Source organism: Antribacter gilvus (genome assembly GCF_003946865.1).
Classification (GTDB): domain Bacteria; phylum Actinomycetota; class Actinomycetes; order Actinomycetales; family Cellulomonadaceae; genus Antribacter; species Antribacter gilvus.
This window is the reverse complement of record NZ_QXTH01000013.1, coordinates 79941-98472: the sequence shown is the minus strand read 5'-3', so window position 1 is coordinate 98472 and position 18532 is coordinate 79941. Positions and strand designations below refer to the sequence as shown.

Sequence of the window (18532 nt, the reverse complement as noted above, 5' to 3'; positions counted from 1 at the left end):
CGGTCATGCCCACCGAGCGGTCGACCGGACAGCGGCACTTCGTCGTCTGCGGCGACAACCCCCTGGCGTACCGGGTCTCGTACGCGCTCTCCACGAGGTACGAGGGCACCGTCGCCGTGGTCGTCCCGGACGTCACCGGCCGGTATGCCGCCCTCATGGCAGCGCTGCGGGGCGTGGAGCTCGTCCAGTCCGCGGCGCCTGACGCCGACGCACTCAGGCGGGCGGGCGCCGGACGCGCCGAGGCGGTGGCCCTGCTCGACCAGGACGACGGCGCCAACGTGGACACGGCGCTCCTCGTCGACGAGCACTGGCCCGAGGTGCGGCAGGTGGTCCGGATCTTCGACGACGACCTCGGCGCGTCGCTCGAGCAGCACGTCGAGCGGGGGCAGGCGATGTCGTCGTCGGCCTTCGCCGCGCCGGAGCTCGTCGCCGCCGCGCTGGGCGAGCCCATGCGGCTCCACGTGCCCGACCGCCACCTCGTGGTCGCGGAGCCGGGCACGGAGCTGCCGGTGCGCCAGGTCCTGTTCGCCGGGCACGACGACGAGCCGGTGCGCCCGCTCCCGGCGGGCAGGCCCGAGCAGAACAAGGACGTGGTGCGCGTGCTGGCGTCGGCGCCCCCGCCGCCCCCGCGGGCAGCGACGAAGCGACGGCCGCCCCGCACCACCCTGCGGACCATCGGGATGGTCGCGGGGCGGAACCTCCGCATCGCGCTCCTCGTCGTGGTGGGTCTCATCGCGGTCGCCGCGGCGACCATCGTCGCCACCACGCCGCACGACCTCGCGACCGCCCTGTACATGGCGGTCGTGACGGCGCTCGGCGGCGGCGACCCGGACGTGGACCTCGGCGCGGCGGAGCGCGCCACCCGGGTGGTGCTGACGATCGTCAGCGTCGCCGTGATCCCCCTGGTCACGGCCGCGCTGGTCGACGGCGTGGTGCGCACCCGCCTCCTGCTCGACCGCGGGGTGCTCATCGAGCCGATGTCCGGCCACGTGGTCGTCGTGGGGCTCGGCGACCTCGGGACCCGCGTGGTCAAGACTCTCGTGGACCGGGGCGTGGACGTGGTGGCCGTGGACCGCGACGAGCAGGCCCGCGGCGTCGCCGTCGCCCGCGAGCTGACCGTGCCCGTCGTGATCGGCGACGCCCGCCAGGCAGCGACCCTGCGCACCGCCCAGGCGGGCAGCGCCCGGGCGGTCGTGGTGGCGACGAGCGGAACGGCGACGACCGTCGGGATCGGCTTCGCCGCCGACGCCGTGGAGCGCGACGCCGGGACCGACGACCTCCGCGTGGTGCTGCGGATCTTCGACGAGGGCCTCCGGGAGCGTCTGGAGGCGAAGGTGCCGCACTTCTCGTGCGCCAGCGCCTCGCACCTGGCGGCGCCGCGGTTCGCCGCCGCCACGATGGGCCAGGAGGTCATCGACACCGTGGCCTATCGCGACCGGGTGCTGCTCGTGGCAGGGATCGACGTCAAGCAGGGCAGCCCGCTCGCCGAGCGCGCCGCCCGCGACCTCGACGAGCCAGGCAGGCTGCGGGTCCTGGCCCTGCACACCGCCGCGCTCGACGGCGGCGGGGGCGACAAGACCATCGACCCCGGGCGGAGCCTGCGACCCCTGCGGCGCGGCGACCGCGTGTACGTGATCGCCACCGCCGACGGGCTGCGGCGGATCCAGGAGCAGGCCCGGCCGGGAGTGCTCGCCTAGCCCTGGCAAGGAGCGTCCGCTTCGAGAACGTCATGAGGTAACGCTTCAGTTCTCGAAGCAGAGCCTCATGACGTTCTCGAAGCGGACATCCGTTCCTCCGCCGAGGCTCAGGCGCCGACAGCCCACGCCCCCGCGGCCGCCGCCGTCGCGGCGTACTCCTCGAACGGGCGCGGCTCGCGGCCGAGGGCACGGCGGACACCGTCCTGCGGCGCGACGTTCCGGCCGTCGAGCGTCAGGGTGAAGATGCCCGCGAGGCCGTGCGGGTCGTCCTCGGGGAGCCCCGCGGCCACCGCACCGGCGACGAACTCGTCGGTGGAGGCCGGCACATACTCGACCGGCCGGCCGATCGCCGCGCTCAGCACGCCGGCGGCCTCCCGGAACGTCAGGGCCGCCGGTCCGGTGAGCTCGTAGACCTGCCCGCCGTGCCCGTCCTCCGTGAGCGCGGCGAACGCCACGTCCGCGATGTCGTCGGCGTCGACGAAGGGCTCCGCGCCCTCGCCCGCCGGCAACGCCAGGACGCCGTCGAGCACCGGCTGGAGAAGGAAGGTCTCGCTGAAGTTCTGAGCGAACCAGGCGCAGCGCACCACGGTCCACGTGGCGCCTGCGGCGTCGGCCACCTCGGCGAGGGCGGCCTCAGCGCGCTGCGCCTCGGGCTCGCCCCGTCCGGACAGGAGGACCAGGCGCCCGACGCCGGCCCCCGTGGCCACCTTCGCGAACGCGCGGACCGTCTCCACGGCGCCGGGGAAGGCGAGGTCCGGCGTGTACACGATGTACGCGGCACGGACGCCCGCCACGACGGCCGGCCAGGTGCCGGGGTCGTTCCACTCGAAGGGCGGGTCGGCCCGGCGGGAGCCGACCCGGACGTCGTGCCCCGCCTGGACGAGGCGGTCGGTGAGGCGGCGGCCCGTGGTGCCGGTGCCGCCGAGGACGAGGAGGGGTGCGTTCGTTGTCATGCCCCTATCAAGCCAGCCACGATCGAGACGTTCCATAGTGCTGACGCTCGGATGCATGTGAATTCGTCTAGGCTGCGGGAATGGACGTCCTCTCCGCCTTCCTCGAAGGACCCCGCGCCCGCAGCGCGTTCGTGCTGCGCACGCTCCTCGACCCGCCGTGGTGCCTCCGCATCCAGGACGAGGCGCCGCTGACCGTGGTCGCCGTGGTCCGCGGCACCGCCTGGGTGATCTTCGACGACGGGGAGCAGCTGGCGCTCGAGCCCGGCGACGTCGGCATCTTCCGCGGTCCGGACCCGTACCTCGTCGCCGACCACCCGGCCACCGCGCCACAGGTCCTCATCCAGCCCGGCGGGGAGTGCACCGACCTGACGGGCAACAGCCTCATGGAGTCCGGGACGCTCGGCGTCCGCACCTGGGGCAACAGCGCCGACGGCTCCTCCGTGCTGCTCTGCGGCACGTACCAGACCGACGGCGAGGTCAGCCGTCGGCTGCTGGCAACGCTCCCCCGCCTCGCCGTGGCCCGCGCCGCGACGCTCCGCAGCCCGCTCGTCGACCTCCTCGCCGCCGAGATCCCGCGCGACGACCCCGGCCAGCAGGTGGTCCTCGACCGGCTGCTCGACCTGCTCCTCGTCAGCGCGCTCCGGTCCTGGGCCGCGCGGCCCGACGGCGAGCCGCCCGCCTGGTTCCGGGCCGACGCCGACCCCGTGGTCGGCCAGGCGCTGCGCCTCCTGCACGGCGACCCCGCCGCGCCGTGGACCGTCGAGGGCCTGGCCCGGTCCGTCGGGGTCTCCCGCGCACTGCTCTCCCGCCGCTTCCACGAGCTGGCCGGCGAACCACCGATGACGTACCTGACGAGCTGGCGCATGGCGCTCGCCGCCGACCAGCTCCTCGACCCGTCCGCCACCGTGGGCGGCGTCGGGCGGACGGTGGGCTACGAGAGCCCGTTCACGTTCAGCACGGCCTTCAAGCGGGTGTACGGGAAGAGCCCGAGCGCCCACCGAACCGCGGCGAAGCTCTGACCCCCCCTCACACGTCCGGGTCACCCAGCCTCCGGAACGGGCGCGTCGAGAAGATCACCTCGACCGTGACGCCGAAGTACTCGGCGATCCGGAGCGCCAGGTGCAGCGACGGGCTGTACTCGCCGCGCTCGAGGTATCCGATGGTCTGATAGTGCACGCCGAGAGCCTCCGCAAGCTCGCGACGGGAGATACCGCGCTCAGCACGCAGCATCGCGATCCGGTTGAAGACCGTGTCGCGCGCGGCGTCCTGGGTCGCCGCGCCGTCCTCGGCCACCGCGGTGTCGGGGTGCTCCTCAGCCTCAGTAACCACGGGTCATGACCTTCTCACGGCGCTCGGCGACGTCCGAACCGGACTCCCGCTGGGCCATGCGCCGCAGCAGGATCGGCGCGAGCACGAGCCCGGCCACCGCCCAGACCCCGAGCACCCCGACCATCTCCACGGTGCGCCAGCTCTCGCCGATCTCGGCGGCGACCATCTCGGGCGGCAGCAGGGCCGACCGGGCGCCCAGACCCAGCCAGTAGAAGGGCAGCGCCTGCCCGACCCACTGCAGCCATCCCGGCAGCGCGGTGATGGGGTAGAAGATCCCGGAGACGGCGATCATCGCCGAGGACCCCAGCATCAGCAGGCCCGTCTGTGCCGAGCTGGTGAGCAGGGACCCCAGCGCCGCGCCGATCGGCACGGTAGCGATCAGGCCGAGCACGAAGATGGCAACGATCAGCAGCCAGGCGCGCGGCTCGTCCACGCGAAGCTGGTCCCGCACGCCCCAGCCCGGGATGACGAGCACGACGAGACTGAACGCCGTGGTCAGCGCGATGTTCACGATCTTGCCGACCAGGTAGCCCAGCATGCCGTTCGGGGTGGCCTTGGCGCGCAGGAGCGTGCCGTCCTCACGCTCGACCGCCAGCACGCTGGACGGTCCGACCAGCCCGCCGAACGCGATGCTCATGCCGACGATGCTCGGCAGCACCATCGCCCCGAGGGCGAAGTCCGTGCCCGGCACGGTGCTGCCCCGCATCATGAAGAGCACGCCCGCGTAGATGAGCGGGAACATGACGTACCAGATCAGGTCGCCCACGTTCGTCAAGGACTGCCGCGTCTCGATCCAGCCGCGGGACAGCCCCGCCCGGACCGCCGCGCCGCGCGGGCTCGACAACATTCCTGCCTGTGCCATCACTCCGACTCCTCCGTCGCCACAACCGCCCCCGGCACACCGGCGGGACCGCCGGAGCCCGGGTCACCCTGACCAGTCTCGATGCGGTGCACCAGTGCCATGTACGTGTCCTCGAGCGTGCCGTGCCGCACCTCGAGCTCGCTCACCGCCCCGTCGTCGGACGCCAGCAGGCTCCGCACGAACTCGGTGGCATCACCTTCGGCGACCGCGTGGACGTGGCGGTCGCCGCCCTGCGTCCAGCGCACCTCGGTGGCGGTCGCCATCTGCCGGCCCAGCTCGTCGGCCGAGCCGTCCGCGATGATGTGGTGGTCGGCGAGGACCAGGATCCGGTCGGCGAGCTTCTCCGCCTCGGCCAGGTCGTGGGTGGTGAGCAGGATCGTCGCCGACTCGAAGTCGGACAGGCGGTGCACCAGCTCGTGGAACTCGCGCCGCGCGTGCGGGTCGAAGCCCGCCGTCGGCTCGTCGAGGAAGATCAGCTCCGGCCGCCCGACGATGCCGATCGCCACGTCCAGACGACGCCGTTGCCCGCCCGACAGGGTGTTGATCTTCTTGTCGGCGTGCTCGGTCAGCCCGACGACCCGCAGCAGCTCGTCGACGTCCCACGGGCGCGCCCGCTCCGGGGTCGAGTACGGCTCGTAGTAGCGGCCGAGGTGGCTCAGGAGCTCCCGCACCCGCCAGCGACCGTGGTCGCGCCACGACTGGAGCACGACGCCGAGCCGCGCCCGCCAGGCCTCGTCGCCGTGCGCCGGGTCCGTCCCGAGCACCGAGACCTCGCCCGCCGACCGCATCCGGAAGCCCTCCAGGATCTCGATCGTGGTCGTCTTGCCCGCTCCGTTGGGGCCGAGGAGCGCCAGCACCTCGCCTCGCCGGGCCGTGAAGGACACGCCACGCAGCACGTCCTTGGTGCCATACCGCATCTGGAGGTCGCGAACCTCGATGACCGTGTGGGCCCCGTCTCCCTTCGGCGAAGCCTGGCCCTCCAGGATCGTCACATTCTCAGGACTACTCATAGCAGGGATGCTACACACCGTCGCAGGAATGCGTAAGGGTGAATCGACCGCCGTCCGAACAGGGACCCGGCGCGTAATGGCCTGAACAACTGGCTGCGAATCGGCCCGTTCACCAGTCCACCCTGCGCCTACCGTCAACATCATGACCAACGGCATCACCGTCCCCCAAGGCGCGGCTCTCACCGTCGGCGGCCTGCTCGGGACCGGCGTCATCTCGCTCCCGGCCCTCGCCGCGCAGGCGGCCGGACCGGCGTCCCTCCTCGCCTGGGCGGCGCTCGTGGCGCTCTCCGTCCCGCTCGCGACCACCTTCGCGGCGCTCGGCGCCCGGCACCCTGACGGCGGCGGCATCGCCACCTACGCCCGCCTCGCCTTCGGGCAGCGCGTGTCCACGATGGTGGGCTGGGCGTTCTACTTCACGATCCCGATCGGGGCGCCCGCCGCCGCGGGGTTCGCCGCCGCGTACGTCGCGGACGCCACAGGCGGCGGGCCGACGGCGGCGCTCCTCACCACCGTAGGCATCGTCGCCACCTGCGCGACCATGAGCTGGCTCGACCTCCGGGTCTCCGGCACGGCCCAGCTCGTCATCGCCGGCACGATCGCCCTGCTCCTCACGGTCGCCGTGGTGGTGGCGCTCCCCCACGCCCAGCCGGCGAACCTGGTGCCGTTCGCGCCGCACGGCTGGGGCGCCGTGGCCCAGGCTGCCGCCCTCCTGGTCTGGGCGTTCGCGGGCTGGGAGGTCATGGGCTCGTTGTCCGCGGAGTACCGCAACCCCTCCCGCGACATCCCCCGCGCCACCGCGATCGCCGTCACCGTGGTCGGCGTGCTCTACCTCGGCGTCGCGTTCGCGACGATCGCGGTGCTCGGCAGCACGCCCGGCCCGGCACCGCTGTCCGACCTCCTCGTGCTCGGCTTCGGCGAGGCCGCCCGGCCGGTCACGGCCGTCCTGGCAGTCCTCCTCACGATCGGCGCCATCAACGTCTACTTCGCTGGGGGCAGCCGCATGGGCGCCTCGCTCGCCCGCGACGGCGCCCTGCCCGCCTGGCTCGCCCGCGGCTCCGCGACAGGCCAGGTCCCGCGCCGCTCGCTGGCGGTCATCATCGTCCTGGCCCTCGGCACGACGGCGGTGCTCGCCCTCCTGCACCTGCCCACCGACGCGGTGCTCCTCATGGCGACCGGCACGTTCTCCCTGCTCTACGTGATCGCCGCGGCCGCCGCACTCCGGCTCCTGCCCCGCCGCAGCCCGGCCTGGTGGTGCGCCTGCGTGTCGCTCGTCGCCGCGCTCGGGCTGCTGGCCATGACCGGTCCGCACATGCTCGGCCCCGTCCTGCTCGCGCTCGCGGGCCTGGCGTGGACCACCTGGCGTCCCCGGCGGTTCAGCCCTCCAGCAGCTGTGCCAGCTTCTCGATCCCGGGTCTGATCGACGCCGTCTCGGCCGCTCCGATCCCGAGCACGACCGCGTCGCGGTGGTGACCCACCGTGAAGGTGCCGAGGGTCTCGAGGGCGACCGACCGGCGTCGGGCGCGGGTCATCAGCCCTCGGGAGCCGCCCTCCGGGGGCGGGTCCGCCGCGAGGTAGGCGGTGACGTGCAGGCCGGCCGCGGACGGGACGGGCTCGACCGGCAGGCCGGCCAGCGCGTCCAGCAGGATCTCGTGGCGCTCGGCGTACCGGGCGGTGGCCCGCCGGACGTGACGTGCGAGCAGGCCGTCGTCGATGAACCGCGCGAGCGCGGCCTGGACGTGGACGGGTCCGTGGCCGTCGGTGAGCTGCTTCGCCGCGAGGAGCGCGTCGCGCAGCGACGGTGGCGCCACCAGGTAGCCCACCCGCAGACCGGGGAGCAGCGACTTCGAGAAGGTGCCCACGTAGATGACCCGCCCGTCGCGGTCGAGCGCGTGCAGCGACTCCAGCGGCCGCCGGCCGTGCCGGAACTCGCTGTCGTAGTCGTCCTCGACCACCGCGGCCCCGTGGCGGGAGGCGTGCGCGAGCAGCGCCCGGCGGCGCGCCAGCGAGAGCGGCATCCCGAGCGGAAACTGGTGCGAGGGCGTGGTGTAGACGAGCCGGGCGTCGGCGGGGACTGCGTCCACGACCAGCCCTTCGCCGTCGACGGGGACGGGCACCACCCGGGCGCCGTGCAGCGCGAACACGCCGCGGGCCTCGGGGTAGCCGGGATCCTCCACGGCGACCACGTCGCCAGGCTCGAGGAGGACCCGGGCCACGAGGTCGAGGGCCTGCTGGGCGCCGGAGGTGGCGATGACGTCGTCGGCCCCTGCCCGGACGCCGCGCGTGTGGCCCGTGTAGCGGGCCACCGCCTCGCGGAACCGCAGGAGGCCCGCCGGACCGGCGTACGCGCCCGGCGCGTGCCCGCCCAGGCGCGACTCGGCGGCGAGGACGCGGCGCCAGGCATCGAACGGGAAGAGGCTCGCGTCGGGGATGCCGACGCGGAAGTCGTGCGCGAGGACGGGGGCGTCGCCGCTCACGGGGTGCGGGGTCCAGTGCCAGCCGGGTCGAGGCCTGAGAGCTCCGGGCGCGCGGCGACGCGTCTCCTGCGGGCGCCGGGCTGAGCCCGTGGCGCCGGTGCGCCGGCCGTCGCGTACGTCGTCGCGTGCGTCGCTCGCCTCCGCGGTGGCGAAGGTCCCCGCCCCCACCCGCGACTCGAGGAAGCCCTCCGCGACGAGCCGCTCGTACGCGGTGGCGACCGTGGCGCGGGAGACGCGCAGGTCGGCGGCGAGCGCGCGGCTGGAGGGGACCTGCTCCCCCGCCGTCACCCTGCCCTGCGCCAGGGCCACGCGGAGAGCCCGGTAGACGGCGTCGGTGCGGCCGGCGCGGTGGGAGAGATCGACGACGAGGTCCACGGGCTGATCATCACCCGGCGGCGCCGCCATCGCCACGGTGCCGGGATGTGGCCATGATCGCGAGCTCGCTGACAGGTGAACGCGCCAGACCGCTTCCAGGATCGCCTACGAGTCGGTAGGCGGGCCTGGAAGCAGTCTGGCGCGTTCACGTGTCGCGAACTGCCGGCGCGGCGGACCGAGCCGGTCAGGCCTTGACGAAGGCCAGGAGCGCCTCGTTCACCTCGGCCGCGTGCGTCCACAGGAGCCCGTGCGGGGCGCCCTCGATCTCGACGTACTCGGCCTCGGGGAAGGACGCGTGGAACACGCGGGCCGTGGCGTCGATCGGGAGGATGCGGTCGCCGGTGCCGTGCAGGATGAGCGACGGCTTGCCCGCTGCGCGGACCGCCTCCACGTCGGCCCGGAAGTCCTCGATCCAGGCCGGGACCACGGCGTAGGCGGCCACCGGCGCGCTGCGCGTCGCGGTGTTCCAGCTCGCGGTCACGACCTCCTGGCTGATCCGCGAGCCGAGGTTCTCGTCCAGGTTGTAGAAGTCGTTGTAGAACTGCGTGAACCAGGAGTACCGGTCCGCGCGGGCAGCCTCGGCGATGCCGTCGAAGACAGCCTGCGGCACGCCGGTCGGGTTGTCGTCGGCCTGGACGAGGAAGGGCTCGAGCGCCGCGAGGAAGGCCAGCTTGGCGACCCGCTCGTGCCCGTGGTTCTTCACGTAGCGGGCGAGCTCGCCGGTACCCATCGAGAAGCCGACGAGGACGACGTCGCGCAGGTCGAGCGCCTCCAGGACGGTGTTGAGGTCGGCCGCGAACGTGTCGTAGTCGTAGCCGGTGCCGACCTTGCTGGACCCGCCGAAGCCGCGGCGGTCGTAGGTGATGACGCGGTAGCCGGCGTCGATCAGCTCGCGGGACTGGAGCTCCCAGCTGTTGCCGTCCAGCGGGTAGCCGTGGATGAGGACGACCGGCTGGCCGGAGCCGTGGTCCTCGTAGTGGAGCTCGACGTCCGTGCTGTTCTCGGTGCCGACGGTGATGAAGCCCATGGTCCTGGTCCCTTCGCTCCTGGAGAACGGTCGTTCTCCCCTGTGTCCGCTACAGTAGAGAACGAACGTTCTCAGCGCAAGCCCTCAGGGCGAACTGGTAGGAGGAACGTCGTGATCGACGACGAGACAGCACGGGACCGCGTGGTGCGGACCGCCGACGAGCTCTTCTACACGCGCGGTGTGCAGGCCGTCGGCATGGACGCCGTGCGCACGGCCGCAGGGGTGCCGCTCAAGCGGATCTACACGCTCTTCGCGTCCAAGGACGAGCTGATCGTCGCGGTGCTGCGGCACCGCATGTCCATCTGGGACGCGGGACTGGCGGGGGCGACCGAGCGCGCCACGACGGCTCGCGAGCGCATCCTCGCGATCTTCGACTTCCTGGACGCCTGGTTCCGCGAGCCGGACTTCCGCGGCTGCGGGTTCGTCAACGCCTTCGGCGAGCTCGGCGCCGAGTCGCACGGTGTGACGGAGGCGGTGCGGGAGCAGAAGGCCACGTTCCAGGAGTACGTGGCGCGGCTCGTCGAGGAGGCGGGCGCACCCGCGCACGTGGCGCCGCAGATCGCGATCCTCGCAGAGGGAGCGCAGACGACGGCGGCGATCTCGGGAACCCCGGAGGCGGCGCGCCAGGCGCGGGCCGCGGCCGAGACCCTTCTGGACGCCTCGGGAGCAAACTGACGGCAGGACCGGTGCGGGAGCATCTCGCAGCCGTGCCACGGGCTCCTCGGTCGGAGATGCCGCCTGCCGGCGGCCCGCCCGGCGCGCAGTGCGCCGGGCCCTCAGCGCGGTCACGACGATGCTCCGCGCTGGTGCTGCGGGGTCAGACTGCTACGAGCTCCTCCGTGTCCCGGTGCTCGCGGCCGGCCTTGTACGCGGCCACGTCAGCCACGTCGAAACGAAGGTCGGAGCCCACCCAGTGGAAGTCGAGCTCGCCGGCCTCCAGGAGGTCGATCACGTGCAGCTTGGAGACCCCGAGGATCCGCGCCGCCTCCAGGGCGGTGAGATCGTCGTGATCGCTGGCAGGGTCTTGAACTGTGAAGTCAGTCACAAGTACAAGTGTGGTGCGTATCACCCGGTGAAGTCCAGTCGAAACGCTGCGATTTCGAGGAATGAGACGAAGTAATTTGGCGCTCAGAATGACCGCGGACAGGAAATCTTGCGCCTTACCGGACCATTCCAAATAACGCCCACAAACGCGCCACAAAGGTGAGTCGCTGATGATCGGGCCGTGAACCTCTCATGACGATCTCCGAGCCTCTGCCCGGACCCGGCGCGCCGACTCGAAGTCGGCCAGCTGGTGGTGCGCCAGGGCCAGGGTCTGCAGAGCCCCCGCGAGACGCCTCCTGTGGCGGCCCGGGTCGGCGCCCGCGAGGTCGCGCAGGATCGCCGCCGCCTCGACGGCGGAGGACAGCGCCTCCTCCGCCATGCCGACGTCGAGGAGGATCGCCGCAAGGTTGGCGAGCGAGTCCGCGAGCGCCGCCCGCTCCCGTCCGTCCGTGGCGGCAAGCTCCTGGTGGACCCGGATCGCCTCCCTCTCCGCGTTGATCGCCGACTGGTGGTCGCCGAAGCTCCGGTGGGTCAGCGCCAGCTCGTGCAGGGCGTTCGCCAGCGACCGCCGGAACCGACCCGGGTTGGCTGCGGCCTCGCGCCGGTAGAGCATGACGGCCTCGCGCGCCGCCTCCCTCGCTCGCTCCGGCTCCTCCCCCTCCCGTCCGAGCGCCCCGGCTCGCATCAGCACATGGGCGAGCTCCATGCCGTACCAGCCCGGGTTCTCCTCGGCGAGGCGCCGCTGGACCTCCACGGCCGTGGCGAAGCACTCCGCGGCCTCGGCCTCGCGGCCCGCCTCCGCCAGGCGGTCGCCGAGGTGCATGAGGGAGTCGGCAAGATCCGGCAGGTGCTCGTCCGGCGAGCGGCTCGCGAGCACGCGGCGCAGCTCCGTCGCCTCCTCGGTGGGCGGCAGGGCGTCGTCGGCCCGCCCGAGCTCCGCGTAGCGCGTGCCGAGGTTCGTCAGCGAGCGGGCGAGCGCCCCCTCCCACCGGCCGGGGGCCGCCGCCACGAGCCCGCGCCAGAGCGCCACCGCCTCCAGGCTGGGACCGAGCGCGTCACCCGGCCGGTCCAGCTCTCCGAGCGACACCGCCAGGTTGGAGACCGCCTTGGCCAGCTCGACGGTGGCACGTCCCGGGTTCTCCTCCTCGACAGCGCGCCAGAGCCGCACCGCCTCCTCCTCCGCGGCGAACGCGGCCTCGGGCCTGCCCACGTCCGAGCACGACGCGCCCACGTGGACCAGCTCGGTGGCGAGGCGGACGCGGTACCTGGCCGGGTCGTCGTCGGCCAGCCGGCGCCAGACGGCGGCGGCGGCGCGATCCGCGCTGAGCGCCTCCTCCGCACGGCCGGTCTCGGCGAGGGCCATGCCCAGGTCGCACAAGGTCGCCGCGCGCAGCTCGTCGGGCTCCGGGCCGACGGCGCGGGCCGCCCGCTCGACAACCTCCAGGCGCGTGACCGCGAGCGCCATCGACGGGTACGGCAGGGCGCCGGAGATGGTGGTGAGCTCGCGCACGTCGTCCGGCAGGGCGCCGAGCGCGTCGCCGAGAAGGTCGACTGCGGCGGCGAGGTCGTCCGGGTCGCCGTCGAGCCGCTCCTCGACGGCTCGGACGACCTCGCGGACGACGTCGGCCGACACCTCGCCCACCTCGGGGAGCCGACCTGGCGCGCCGTCCCGCACGGGGTGGGGGCGGAGGTCGCCGGCGTCCGCGGCGCCCACGAGCAGCCTCTCGACCTCGGGGTCCGTCACCCGCAGGAGGCGGTCCCACCACCAGCCCGTCCGGCGTGCGACGAGGAGGACCCGCACCACCCCTGCTCTGGCCGAGGCGTCGGCGAGCACGTCGGACAGGTCGTGGTGCCACTCGGCGTCGTCGACGACGATCAGCACCCGGTCGCGAGCCGAGCCGTCGACCGCGGCGCCGGCCGGCCCGCGGGTGCCGCCGACCGGCCGGCCAGCCGTCGCGGTGCCCGCCGCGGCGGTGCCCGCCGGGGCGCCGCCCGGCGCCGGGGTGACCCACTCGCACGACCAGCCGTCCTCGGCGAGCCGGTCGGCGAGCGCGTGCGCCAGCCACGTCTTGCCCGCACGCGCCCGGCCGGTGAGCAGCCTGGCGGACGCCCGCTCCGCGGCGGACGCCCAGGTCAGAAGCTCGGAGAGCTCCGCCTCCCTGCTGCGGGTGCCCCCGGGCCCCGCTCGATCGACACGTTCCCCTGGTGTCATGGCGCGATTCAACAGCACGCCCGCGCACGGAAGCGAATCCCTCCCACCCCCCGGAGGGCCCCGCCGAGGTAGTTCCCCTGTCGGACGAAGGCACTACCTCGGCAGGGACCCGACGCCGAGGTAGTGGCCTCGTCGGACGAAGGCACTACCTCGGCACGGGACCGGGCGGCGCGTCCGGCGCCGACCCGCGTCAGCCGAGCTCCGCCCGCACCTTCCGGGCCGCCTCGACGAGGTTGTGCAGCGCGGGCGAGGCCTCCTCGTACCGGCGGGTCTTCAGCCCGCAGTCGGGGTTCACCCACACGAGACGCGGGTCCACGGCGCCGACGGCGAGCCGGAGCAGCTCCGCCATCTCCTCCACGGACGGCACGCGCGGCGAGTGGATGTCGTACACCCCCGGGCCGACGCCCCGGTCGTAGCCCGCCTCGGCCAGCTCCGGCACCACCTCCATGCGGGAGCGCGCCGCCTCGAGCGACGTCACGTCGGCGTCGAGCCCGTCGATCGCGTCGATGACGTCCCCGAACTCGGAGTAGCAGAGGTGCGTGTGCACCTGCGTGGCCGGGGCCGCGCCCGCCGTCGCCAGCCGGAAGGAGCGCACCGACCAGTCGAGGTAGGCCGGGTGGTCGGCGGCGCGCAGCGGCAGCAGCTCCCGCAGCGCCGGCTCGTCCACCTGCACGACGGCGATCCCCGCCGCCTCCAGGTCCCGCACCTCGTCGCGGAGTGCCAGGGCGACCTGGGCCGCCGTGTCGCCGAGCGGCTGGTCGTCGCGCACGAACGACCAGGCGAGGATCGTCACCGGCCCGGTGAGCATGCCCTTGACCGGCAGGTCCGTCAGCGACTGGGCGTACGTGGCCCACTCGACGGTCATCGGCGCGGGCCGCGACACGTCGCCCCAGAGGATCGGCGGGCGCACGCAGCGCGAGCCGTACGACTGGACCCAGCCCTGCACCGTCGTCGCGAAGCCGTCGAGCTGCTCCGCGAAGTACTGCACCATGTCGTTGCGTTCCGGCTCACCGTGGACCAGCACGTCCAGGCCGAGGTCCTCCTGGAGGCGCACCACGCGCGCCACCTCGTCCCGCATCGCCGCCGTGTACTCGTCCTCGGACAGCTCGCCCTTCCGGGCGGCGGCGCGCGCCGCCCGGATCTCGGCGGTCTGCGGGAACGAGCCGATCGTCGTGGTCGGCAGCGCCGGCAGCCCGAGCCGCGCCTCCTGCGCGGCCGCGCGCTCCCCGTACGGCGCCCGGGTGGTGTCTGCCGGGACGAGCCCGGCCAGCCGCTCCCGGACCGCCGGGACGACGACGCCCTCGGCCGCCTGCCGCGTCGCCACGGCCTCGGCCGACGACGTCAGCGCGGCCTCGGCAGCGGCCCTGCCCTCCGCGCCCGACAGGGCGGTGGCCAGCGTCACCACCTCGCCCACCTTCTGGTCGGCGAACGCCAGCCAGGACCGCAGGTCGGCGGAGAGGTAGGGCTCGTCCTCGACGTCGTGCGGCACGTGCAGGAGCGACGTCGACGTGGCCGGGACCACCGCCGCGGCGCCGAGCTCAGCCGCCCGCTCCAGGAGGCCGAGCTTCGCGGTGAGGTCGCCACGCCACACCCCGTGGCCGTCGACCACGCCGGCGACCAGGACCGTGGACCCGAGACCTGCCACGGGTCCGGCCGGGAGCCCGCCGCGGACGAGGTCGATCGCGATGCCCTCCACGCCGGTGCCGGCCAGCAGGGCCAGCCCGTCGCCGTCGGGCCCGCGCAGGTCGCCGTAGGGGGCGGCGACGAGGATCGCCGGCCGTGCGGCGCCGTCGGCCGCGGCGGTGCCCGCCACGGGCGCGCCGGCGAGCTGCCCGTACGCGGCGCGGACCGCCTCCGCGACGTCCGCGAACGGCACGCCGAGGTTGTCGGTGACGAGCGCGGGCTCGTCGAGCTGGACCCACGGCGCGCCAGCGTCGGCGAGCCGGCGCAGCAGCTCCGCGTACACGGCCGTCACCTCGGGGAGGCGGTCCAGCGGCCGGAACCCGGGACCGGCGCCGTCGGCCGCCTTGCTCAGGAGGAGGAACGTCACCGGGCCCACCAGGACCGGCCGCGTGACGATGCCCACGTCGCGGGCCTCGACGAACTCGCGCACCACGCGGTCGTCGGCGAGGCTCACGGGCGTGCCGGGGCCGATCTCGGGGACGAGGTAGTGGTAGTTCGTGTCGAACCACTTGGTCATCTCCAGCGGCGGCTCGTCGCCGGCGCCGCGCGCCAGGGCGAAATACTCGCTGAGAGGGAGGCGACCGGAGCCGCCGGCAGTCGGCTCGCGGAACCGCGACGGGACCGCGCCGAGCAGCGCCACCACGTCGAGAACCTGGTCGTAGAGGCTGAACGAGCCCGGGACGGCGCCGGAGGTGGCGTCGAGGCCCAGGTCCACGAGGCGGCGCGCCGCGGCGAGCCGCAGGTCCCGCGCGGTGGCCTCCAGCTCGTCCGCCGTGCTGCGGCCGGACCAGTGCGCCTCGAGCGCGCGCTTGAGCTCCCGGCGCCGGCCGATCCGTGGGTAGCCAAGGACCGTCCCGGTGCGGAAGGGGTCGGCAAAGGTGGTGTTCGTCATGAGCATTCCTCGGGTGAGTCCCCCGGGCACGCCGGGGGGACGGGTGGGAACGACTCACGACCAGCGGCCCTCCGGCCAGGTCGGGACGTCCGCGATACCCGCGTCGACGCCCGCCGCCGAGGTAAGCACCCTCGGACGGGTCATGGTGAATCAGCCCGACACTAAGCCGGTGTGACGCCGGGCGCCAGACCTGCGCCGCGATGTGAGACGGCGCCCACCTCCGCGCGGGCGAGGACCGCCGCGCCGCGGTCCCCCAGCTCCTCGTGCACGATCGCCAGGACCGTCAGCGACCGGTTCAGGTCGGCCGAGTACCGGTGGGGGCTCGTCCGGGCCAGCTCCCGGCGGATGCGGACCGCCTCCAGCGCCGGCTCCAGCGCGCTGCGCGCCTCGCCCGAGTCGGCACGCTGCGCCGCGAGGTTCGACAGGGCGCTCGCGAGGTCGGGCAGATAGCGCGCCGGGTTCTGCCCCACGAGGTCCCGGCGGAGGCGCACCGCCTCCCGGGTCGGCGTCATGGCCTCCGCGGGCCGGCCGAGATCGGCGTACGTCGCTCCCAGGTTGACGAGGGCCGCCGCCAGGTCCGCCCGGGCGCGCGGCCCGCCCGCCTCCGCGAGGTCGCGGCGGATGTGCACCGCCTCCTGGGCGGGCCCCACCGCGTCCCGGGGCCGGCCCAGCTCGGCCAGTCGCACCCCCAGGTTGGACAGCGAGTCGCCCAGGTCGGCGAGGTACCGGTCCGGGTGCCTCCGCGCCAGGTCGCGGCGCAGGTCCGCGGCCTCCTGGTCCAGCGGGAGCGCCTCGGCGGGTCGGCCGAGGCCCGAGTAGGTCACCCCCAGGTTCGACAGCGACCCCGCCAGGTCGGCGACAAGGCCGTCCTTGCGGTCCTGCTCCACCAGCGTGCGCCGGATCGCCACGGCCTCCCGCTGCACCGGGAGCGCCTGCTGCGGGCGGCGCAGCTCCGAGTACACCGCGCCCAGGCGGGACAGCGCCTGCCCCAGCTCGGGCAGGTAGCGGTCGCCGGCATGGTCCCGGACCAGGACGCGCCGCAGGTTCACCGCCTCCAGCGCCGGCGGGAGCGCCTCCGCCGGCCGCCCCAGCTCCACGTACCGTGACGCGAGCTCGGCAAGGACCCTGGCGAGCGCCGGCACGTCACGCTCCGAGTGGGCCTGGGCGGCCACGCGGAACGCGTCGCACGCCTGCACCGTCACCGGGAGCGCGGCGGCCGTGCGGCCGTGCGCCGCCAGGGATCCCGCGAACCGCTCCAGGGCGCCGGCCAGCCCGCGCAGGTGTCGCTCGCGGTCGCGCGCGACGAGGGTGCGCCGGAGCTGCAGCGCCTCCTCCTGCGCCGCCAGCGACCCGGCGCCGTCCCCGGCCGCCGTCAGCGTCGCGGCGAGCAGGTCGACGGCCCGCACGGTCCCGGCGAGGAACCGGCCGGGGCGGCCGGTCGCCAGGGAACGCCAGAGTGCGACCGACTCGTCGGCGCAGGCCCGGGCAGGAGCCGCCTGGCCGAGCTCGTGGTGGGCGGCGCCGAGATCGGTGAGCGCCCCGGCGAGGTCCGGCACGTGGCGGTCGCCGTCGTCGGCCACCAGGGCCCGGGCGATGTCCGCCGCCTCCTGGCGGGCGGCGAGCGCCTCGTCGCGCCGCCCGAGGTCGGCCAGCGCGTCGCCGAGCTCCCGGAGCAGGGTCGTCACGATGGTGCGGTCCTCCGGGTCGACCTTGTCGAGGACCCGTTCCAAGAGGTCCGCGCGGAGCCCGGCGAGCGCCGGCGAGGCGTCCGGCAGGGCGCCCGCGACGGCGGCGAGCAGGTCCCCCTCGTCCGGCATCCGCTCGACCAGGTCCTCGAGCAGCCCGGCCACGGGCGCGAAGGCCTCCGCGTCATCAGGGAGCTCGTGCAGTGCGCGGGCGAGGATCGCGGCCAGGTGGAAGGAGTCCTGCTGGTCGAGAACGGTCAGCCGGGCGCGCGCGGCGCGCGGCGCCGCCACGACCTCGTCGATCACGCGGCGCCCGGTGATCCGGTCGGGGCCCGACGGGCCGGCCCCCGGGTCGGACGCGGCGCCCGCCCGGCGCTCCAGCGCGAGCAGGTCGGTGAGGGCACCCGACACGTCGACGACGATCTCGTCGACAGGCGCTGCGGGGTCGACCGCGTCCGCCTCGCCCGTCCCGGCGGGGGCTCCGTCGTCGGGCCGCGGTGCTGTGAGCACACCGACGAGCGCCGCCGCGTGCAGGTCCAGCACCCGCGGCACGGGCCCCCGCACCAGGACCCGGACGCGCGGCACGGGGACGTCCAGCGCGGCGGCGAACGCGCGCACCGCCGCCTCCGCAACCGCGGCGTGGTCCTGGCCCGGCGTGAGCCGCGGGCCCAGGTCCGTGGTCACGGCGTCCTCGACGAGGGCGCGCACCGCCGGGCTGTCGGACTCCCGTCGCGACCACCACGGGCCGTCCTCGCGGGCGAGGACGAGCACGCGGACGTGCGTGTCGCGGACGGCGGACAGCGCGGCCAGGAGCGTCCCGAGCCCTCGGCGGGTCTCGCCGCGGTCGAGGACGAGGAGGACGCGACGCGCCCCCGGGTCGGAACGCAGGTACCGCTCGGCGGCAGCGGCCTCCTCACCGTCGGGCACGTCGACGCACAGCCAGCCGTCCGAGGAGAGCCTGCGGGCCAGCTCGGCCGCGAGCCTGGTCTTCCCCACGCCGCCCGACCCCAGCAGCAGGCGCACGCGCCCGGCCCGCCCGGCCCAGCACCACGTCGTCAGCTCGTCGAGCTCCGCGACCCGGCCCCGGAACGGCACGATCGCCCGGGCGGGAGAGAGCAGGGCGGCCGGGCCCCGGGCCGGCTCCGCAGAGTCCGTCACGTCCCGCCTCGTGGCCCGACGCCGGAGCCCGCCGACCGCGTCCAGCCGCGCCCTGGCGCTGCTCACGACGCCCCGCAGGGCACGGACAGACGACTGCGAGCGCGCCGAGCCGACCGTCCCGTCCATGACGG

Annotated in this window: 14 protein-coding genes; 4 read left to right on the top strand and 10 right to left on the bottom strand. The window is 74.7% G+C overall.

Annotated elements, in window-relative coordinates; all coding sequences use genetic code 11:
• Window positions 1-5: 5 nt before the first annotated feature.
• Window positions 6-1697 carry a potassium channel protein gene (locus D1350_RS19950; protein WP_164545245.1) on the top strand — a complete coding sequence of 564 codons (1692 nt, stop codon included), beginning with the start codon at window positions 6-8 and terminating at the stop codon, window positions 1695-1697.
• 107 nt (window positions 1698-1804) lie between these two features.
• Here D1350_RS19950 and D1350_RS19945 read toward each other — a convergent pair whose 3' ends face one another.
• Window positions 1805-2650 (bottom strand): Rossmann-fold NAD(P)-binding domain-containing protein, encoded by an 846-nt coding sequence (locus D1350_RS19945; protein WP_125777800.1) that lies wholly within the window; start codon window positions 2648-2650, stop codon window positions 1805-1807.
• An 80-nt stretch (window positions 2651-2730) separates the two neighbouring features.
• Between D1350_RS19945 and D1350_RS19940 the strand changes: the two genes are divergently transcribed.
• Window positions 2731-3669 (top strand): AraC family transcriptional regulator, encoded by a 939-nt coding sequence (locus D1350_RS19940; RefSeq protein WP_125777799.1) that lies wholly within the window; start codon window positions 2731-2733, stop codon window positions 3667-3669.
• Window positions 3670-3676: 7 nt separating this feature from the next.
• Here the strand turns inward: D1350_RS19940 and D1350_RS19935 are convergent, their stop codons facing one another.
• From D1350_RS19935 to D1350_RS19925, 3 genes are read right to left on the bottom strand one after another with little or no spacing between them, the layout of a single operon-like run.
• Complete coding sequence (locus tag D1350_RS19935; protein ID WP_276313776.1) at window positions 3677-3979, bottom strand: helix-turn-helix transcriptional regulator; 303 nt, start codon at window positions 3977-3979, stop codon at window positions 3677-3679.
• Entirely contained in the window at window positions 3969-4841 is an 873-nt protein-coding gene (locus D1350_RS19930) for an ABC transporter permease (protein WP_240644235.1), read from the bottom strand. Before D1350_RS19930 ends, D1350_RS19935 begins: the two co-directional genes overlap by 11 nt.
• Window positions 4841-5851, bottom strand: coding sequence for an ATP-binding cassette domain-containing protein (locus D1350_RS19925; protein WP_125777798.1), 1011 nt, complete (start codon window positions 5849-5851; stop codon window positions 4841-4843). Before D1350_RS19925 ends, D1350_RS19930 begins: the two co-directional genes overlap by 1 nt.
• A gap of 142 nt (window positions 5852-5993) precedes the next feature.
• On the opposite strand from D1350_RS19925, the gene D1350_RS19920 reads away from it, so the two are divergent.
• Entirely contained in the window at window positions 5994-7268 is a 1275-nt protein-coding gene (locus tag D1350_RS19920; protein WP_125777797.1) for an APC family permease, read from the top strand.
• Here the strand turns inward: D1350_RS19920 and pdxR are convergent.
• Both pdxR and D1350_RS19910 read right to left on the bottom strand, forming a co-directional pair.
• Window positions 7225-8700, bottom strand: a complete 1476-nt coding sequence (pdxR, locus tag D1350_RS19915) for a MocR-like pyridoxine biosynthesis transcription factor PdxR (protein ID WP_125777796.1) — start codon at window positions 8698-8700, stop codon at window positions 7225-7227. The genes D1350_RS19920 and pdxR overlap by 44 nt on opposite strands.
• Window positions 8701-8884: 184 nt before the next feature.
• Window positions 8885-9727 (bottom strand): alpha/beta fold hydrolase, encoded by an 843-nt coding sequence (locus tag D1350_RS19910; protein ID WP_125777795.1) that lies wholly within the window; start codon window positions 9725-9727, stop codon window positions 8885-8887.
• A gap of 114 nt (window positions 9728-9841) precedes the next feature.
• Between D1350_RS19910 and D1350_RS19905 the strand changes: the two genes are divergently transcribed.
• Window positions 9842-10402, top strand: coding sequence for a TetR/AcrR family transcriptional regulator (locus D1350_RS19905; protein WP_420807829.1), 561 nt, complete (start codon window positions 9842-9844; stop codon window positions 10400-10402).
• Between the two features lie 142 nt (window positions 10403-10544).
• Here the strand turns inward: D1350_RS19905 and D1350_RS23865 are convergent, their stop codons facing one another.
• From D1350_RS23865 to D1350_RS19885, 4 genes are all read right to left on the bottom strand, one after another.
• On the bottom strand, window positions 10545-10772 hold the full coding sequence (locus D1350_RS23865; protein ID WP_164545244.1) for a helix-turn-helix domain-containing protein: 228 nt from the start codon (window positions 10770-10772) through the stop codon (window positions 10545-10547).
• A gap of 189 nt (window positions 10773-10961) precedes the next feature.
• On the bottom strand, window positions 10962-12983 hold the full coding sequence (locus tag D1350_RS19895) for a tetratricopeptide repeat protein (RefSeq protein WP_125777792.1): 2022 nt from the start codon (window positions 12981-12983) through the stop codon (window positions 10962-10964).
• 190 nt (window positions 12984-13173) lie between these two features.
• Window positions 13174-15558, bottom strand: a complete 2385-nt coding sequence (gene metE / locus D1350_RS19890; RefSeq protein WP_125777791.1) for a 5-methyltetrahydropteroyltriglutamate--homocysteine S-methyltransferase — start codon at window positions 15556-15558, stop codon at window positions 13174-13176.
• 161 nt (window positions 15559-15719) lie between these two features.
• Complete coding sequence (locus D1350_RS19885) at window positions 15720-18527, bottom strand: tetratricopeptide repeat protein (protein ID WP_164545243.1); 2808 nt, start codon at window positions 18525-18527, stop codon at window positions 15720-15722.
• Window positions 18528-18532: the final 5 nt, after the last annotated feature.